Origin of the sequence: Kitasatospora sp. NPDC091257 (assembly GCF_044757675.1) — a bacterium.
Lineage (GTDB): Bacteria > Actinomycetota > Actinomycetes > Streptomycetales > Streptomycetaceae > Kitasatospora > Kitasatospora lactacystinica.
Map to the genome: position 1 here is coordinate 1 of NZ_JBIVVI010000642.1, position 5,254 is coordinate 5,254.

The window sequence follows — 5,254 nt, forward strand, 5'->3', positions numbered from 1 at the left end:
GCCGTTCTGGTGGGCCGCCTTCATGGGGCCCTCCATCCAGGCCTTGAAGTCCTCCTCGCTGCGCCAGCGGGTGTAGACGAGGTACTGGTCGGTGCCCTCGACGGGGCGGAGGAGCTCGAACCACTCGAAGCCGTCCGAGTTCTCCACCGCGCCGGCGCGGGAGGCGAAGCGCTGCTCCAGCACCTCGCGCTGCTCGGCCGGCACCGTCAGCACGTTGATCTTGACGACGGACATGGGGCTCCTTCTGCTCCGGGGACTGCTTACGGCAGCAGTCTGCTACACCTCACGGCCGGGGCGGGCCCCCGGCCGTCCCCGTGGGCGCGAGCGGGTCGGGCTCAGGCGATCCACGGCGGCAGGACACGCTGGTCGTCGCGCGGGGCGAGGCCGCAGGCGCCCTCGGGGGTGCGGGCGTCGGGGTTGTAGGCGTGGGCGGGGGACGGGGAGGCGACGACGGCGGTGAAGCCGTCGGTGGTGGCGATCTGCCGGACGGTGTCGGCGGGGAGGACGGCGGTGTCGCCGGCGGCGAGGGTGAAGGCCTCCCCCGCCAGGTCGACCCGGGCGGTGCCGGTGAGCAGGGTCCAGATCTGCTCGGTGTCCATGGCGTGCAGCGGGCCCTTGGCGCCGGAGGCCATGTCGACGTGCCAGACGGCGAGGGCGGCGGAGCCCTGGGTGGGCGAGGCGTAGGTGGTCATGACGGCGTTCGGGGTCGCGGTGCGGCGGGCGTCGGTCCGGCGGATCACGGGCATGGTGAAGGAACCCCCTAAGATGGTCAATGAAGTTGTCTATATGGTCAATGAGGTTGTCTATCGTGTCAAGTGAAGCGCCCCCGCCGGGCTTCGAGCTGCCGCTGCGCCTGCTGCTCGCCTTCCGGACGATCATCGACGAGCTGCACGAGCGCATCGCCCGCGAGGGCCATCCCGACCTGCGCCCGATGCACGGCTTCGTCTTCCAGGCGATCGGCCCGCACGGCACCACCGCCTCCGAACTCGGCCGCCGCCTCGGCGTCACCAAGCAGGCGGCGGGCAAGACCGTCGACAACCTGGAGCAGCTCGGCTACGTCGAGCGCGCCGCGGACCCCTCCGACACCCGGCGCAAGCTGGTCCGGCTCACCGGGCGCGGGGTGGACTGCCTGGTCCGCTCCGCCCGGATCTTCGACGAGCTGCGCGAGGAGTGGGCCGCGACCCTGGGCGAGGAGCAGCTGCGGCAGCTGGAGGACGGCCTGCGCCGGCTCGCCCCCGGCGACCCGTTCCGCCTCGACACCCCGCGCTGGTTCGGGGCGCCCTAACCCCGGCACCGAGGTCAGGACCCGGGGAGCCCGAGGGTCGCGAGGGTCTGGTTCTTGTACGCCTTCACGCCGGTGATCTCGGCGCCGAACCACTCCGGCACCGAGAACGCCTCCGCCTCGGCCTCCGAACCGAACTCGACCTCGACGGTGCGCAGCCCGGCCAACTCCCCCTGGTAGACGTCCGCGTAGACGGTGACGCCGGACGCCTCGAAGGTGTAGCGGTCCTTGACCAGGCGGGCGCCCTCGGTGGCCGGCCAGAGCTCGGTGAACTCCCGCTCCCCGAGCTCGCGTTCCACCTCGATCCGTACGGGGGATCCCTCCGAGGAGGAGGCGCTCCGCTTGACGCCGAGGACGCGGCTGTCGCCGATCCGCCGCAGCCGCACCTCCGTCCCGTCGCTCTTGATCGCGATGTACCCCTGCTCGATGCGCTGCCGCACCGCCGTGCCCGGCGGCTCGAAGGCCTCCAGCAGGAACTTGCGCTCGATTTCGAGCGGCATGCCGCACCATCCTTCCCTGCCACACCCGACGGGCCGACGCATGGTCAGAACGACCGCCCCTCCCCACGGTACGGCGGCTCCGGCCCCGAGGAGTCCGGCCGGTCCCGCAGGTCCGCGCAGAGCGAGGAGCTGAGCCGGTTGAGCACCCCGGCGAGCTCGGCGTACCGCTCCTCGTCCCAGTCCCCCAGCAGTTCGGCGAGCTGGGCGCGCCGGGCGGCGACCAGCCGCAGCGCCACCTCCTCCCCCGGTTCGGTGAGCCGCAGCGGCAGCCCGCCGGACCGCGCCGCCAGCCCCCGGCCCTCCACCTCCCGGGCGGCCTCCTCGACGACGGCCACCGGGACGATCCGCCGCTCGGCCAGTTCGGCCGGCTCGACCGAGCCGTGCTGGTGCATCTGGAGGAGCAGCCAGCTGGAGGCGGGCCGCAGGTCCAGTCCGGCGGTCTCGGTGATCCGCCGGAAGAGGTCGCGCCGGGCCTCGCGGCCGTTCAGCACCGAGAGCGCGCGGGCGATCTCGTCCAGCGAACTGCGCTCGACCGGATTGACGCCGATGGACTCGCTGAGGTCCGGCGCGGTGACGGTGGAGCGCAGCTTCTGCTCGCGCAGGAACAGCGACAGCACGAAGGCGACCACCGCGACCGGCACCGCGTACAGGAACACCCGGGTGATCGACTCGGCGTACGCGTGGTAGACCGCCGGCTGGACGGCGGCCGGCAGTTGGGGGATGACCCGCGGGTCGGCGGTGATGGCCTCCGGCTGGAAGCCGGGCGGCAGCGGCACCCCCGCCAGCGCGTCGGCGAGCCGGCTGCGCAGGCCGCTGGCGAAGACCGTCCCGAAGATGGAGACGCCGAAGGAGGCCCCGATGGAGCGGAAGAAGGTGGCGCCCGCGGTGGCCACGCCGAGGTCCTCGTAGCCGACCGAGTTCTGCACGATCAGCACCAGCACCTGCATCACCAGGCCCAGCCCGAGGCCGAAGACCAGGAAGTAGAAGCTCATCTCGGCGGTGCTGCTGTGCTCGTCCAGCCGGGAGAGCAGCAGCAGCCCGACGGTGGTCACGGCCGTCCCGGCGATCGGGAAGATCCGGTAGTGGCCGGTGCGGGCGACGATCTGGCCGGAGCCGATCGAGGTGAGCAGCATGCCGAGCACCATCGGCAGCATGTGGATGCCGGACAAGGTCGGCGAGACCTGCTGGACCACCTGGAGGAAGGTCGGCAGGTAGGTCAGCGCGCCGAACATCGCGAAGCCGACGACGAAGGAGATCACCGCGACCAGGCTGAACGTCCGCGAACGGAACAGCCGCAGCGGCAGCACCGGCTCCACCGCGGTCCGCTCGACCTGGACGAAGGCGAGCAGCAGCACCAGGCCGAGCACGCCGAGGCCGACGGTCTGCCAGGAGGTCCAGGCCCAGGTGGTCCCGCCGAGCGAGGTCATCAGCACCAGGCAGGTGGCGACGGCGGCGATCAGGACGGTGCCGAGGTAGTCGATCCGGTGCTCGCGCCGGACCTCCCGCCCGTGCAGCACCGTCGCGATCACCACCAGGGCGACGATGCCGATCGGCAGGTTGATGTAGAAGACCCAGCGCCAGCTGAGGTGGTCGACGAACACTCCGCCGAGCAGCGGCCCGAGCACGCTGGTGACGCCGAACACGGCACCGAAGAGGCCCTGGTAGCGGCCGCGGTCCCGGGGGGCGACGAGGTCGCCGACGATCGCCTGGGAGAGCACCATCAGCCCGCCGCCGCCCAGGCCCTGGAGCGCGCGGAAGGCGATCAGTTCGCCCATGTTCTGGGCGATCCCGCACAGCACCGAGCCGAGCAGGAAGATCACGATGGAGGCCTGGAAGAAGCGCTTCCGGCCGTACATGTCGCCGAGCTTGCCCCACAGCGGGGTCGCGGCGGTGGAGGCCAGCAGGTAGGCGGTGACCACCCAGGAGAGGTGGTCGAGGCCGCCGAGGTCGCTGACGATGGTCGGCAGCGCGGTGGAGACGATGGTCTGGTCGAGGGCGGCCAGCAGCATCGCCAGCAGCAGAGCGCCGATCGGCACCCAGAGGTTGGGGACGGTGACCGCCGGCGGGCCGGTCCCGGCAGCGGCGCTCCGGTCGGACGCGGCGTGCGGCTCCGTCATGACGTCTCCGTCATGGCTTCTCCGTCGGCCATGGCTTCTCCGTCGACATCACGCGACGTCTCCGTGGGCATGGCGTCTCCGTGGGGGGTCGCGGGCCCGTCGGCCGGGCCGGCCAGATGATCACTCCCAGCTCACAACGCTCGCTGGTTCGTCCCGATTTGTTCCACCGGGTTGAGCCGAGCGTAAGCGCCGGGGACAACCGCCGCGCCCCGGGCGTTCTCCGGAGAGCCAACCGGCACCAATCGGCACAACCTCCCCGCGGGGGGACGGACGCCCCTGTCCACCCTTCGGGCGGTCCTGCATAATCAGGCGCGATCGTGCGCCCGGTTCCGCCCGGACGGCGCACCGAACAGCCGAACGACCGAACAGCCCGACGACCGAACAGCCGCCCGCGAAGTCGACGCGAAACCGAGGAGGACCGGCCGATGCCGGACCAGCACTGCCCGACGTGCGGCACCGCACGCTCCACCGGGTGCGGCTGCGTCCCGGACCCGAGCCTCACCGAGACCGCCGTCCTGCCCCACATCGAGGGCCCGCCGCTGGTCCGCCCGTACGTCCCGCAGACCGCCGACCAGCTGGCCGACGAGACCCACCCGAACGCACCGGTGGTGGACCCGTTCGCGACCACGGTGCTGCCGCCCGTACCCCCGGGGCAGCCCGGGCCGCCGGCCGCTCCGCCGCTCGGACCGGACGCGGACGCGTACGCCACCACCGTGCTGCCGCCCGTCGCCCCGGGGCAGGCCCCGTTCGGGCCGGGCGTCGGTGCCCACCCGGGCGCCGACGGCTACGCGGACGCACATGCCTACCCGGGCGCCGACGGCTACCCGGGCGCCGACGGCTACCCGGCAGGCGACGGTTACCCGGCGGCCGACGGCTACCCGGACCCCGGCGCCCCCCCGGAGGCGTACGCCACCACCGTGCTGCCGTCGGTCCCGCAACCGCGAACGCCGGCCTCGGGGCCGGCCGGGAACGAGATCGGCCTCTTCTCCGTCGGCCCGGCCTCCGACACCGGTCAGGCCGCGCCCGGGCCGGAGACCGGTGGCGGACGGGCCGCCAGGAGGGCGGCCGAACAGGCCGACCGGCACCCGCTCGCCCGGCGCAAGGGGCTGCTCGCCGGGGTCGGCGCCGCCCTGGTGGCGCTCACCATCGGTGTCGCGTACGCCGTGACGCCCTCCAACGAGCCGCCGGCCAAGCAGGCGCAGCCGCTGCCGACGACCACCCTGGCGCCCGCGCCGGTGGACCCGCCCACCCTGGCGACGCCCGTCCCGAGCGCGGCGGCGCCGACCAGCGACGCGCCGAGCCCCACGCCCACCCCCCCCCCCCACCCCCGCCCCCCCCACCCCCCCCCACCCCCC

At 73.4% G+C, this 5,254-nt stretch carries 5 protein-coding genes and 1 pseudogene; 2 read left to right on the forward strand and 4 right to left on the reverse strand.

Translation table 11 applies throughout. The features are described 5' to 3' along the window. Positions 1–234, reverse strand: a 234-nt coding sequence (locus ACIQOV_RS26255) for an antibiotic biosynthesis monooxygenase family protein (RefSeq protein WP_401052458.1), incomplete at its 3' end; no start/stop codon positions are given. A gap of 101 nt (positions 235–335) precedes the next feature. Next, positions 336–746 carry a cupin domain-containing protein gene (locus tag ACIQOV_RS26260; protein ID WP_401052459.1) on the reverse strand — a complete coding sequence of 137 codons (411 nt, stop codon included), beginning with the start codon at positions 744–746 and terminating at the stop codon, positions 336–338. A 47-nt stretch (positions 747–793) separates the two neighbouring features. Between ACIQOV_RS26260 and ACIQOV_RS26265 the strand changes: the two genes are divergently transcribed. After that, positions 794–1,285, forward strand: coding sequence for a MarR family winged helix-turn-helix transcriptional regulator (locus tag ACIQOV_RS26265; protein WP_380352564.1), 492 nt, complete (start codon positions 794–796; stop codon positions 1,283–1,285). A gap of 14 nt (positions 1,286–1,299) precedes the next feature. On the opposite strand, the gene ACIQOV_RS26270 is transcribed toward ACIQOV_RS26265, so the two are convergent. Beyond that, positions 1,300–1,782 carry a CYTH domain-containing protein gene (locus ACIQOV_RS26270; protein ID WP_401052462.1) on the reverse strand — a complete coding sequence of 161 codons (483 nt, stop codon included), beginning with the start codon at positions 1,780–1,782 and terminating at the stop codon, positions 1,300–1,302. Between the two features lie 44 nt (positions 1,783–1,826). Continuing rightward, positions 1,827–3,899, reverse strand: coding sequence for an MFS transporter (locus ACIQOV_RS26275; RefSeq protein WP_401052464.1), 2,073 nt, complete (start codon positions 3,897–3,899; stop codon positions 1,827–1,829). A gap of 425 nt (positions 3,900–4,324) precedes the next feature. Between ACIQOV_RS26275 and ACIQOV_RS26280 the strand changes: the two are divergent. Then, positions 4,325–5,254, forward strand: a pseudogene (locus tag ACIQOV_RS26280) (hypothetical protein); the annotation flags it as partial.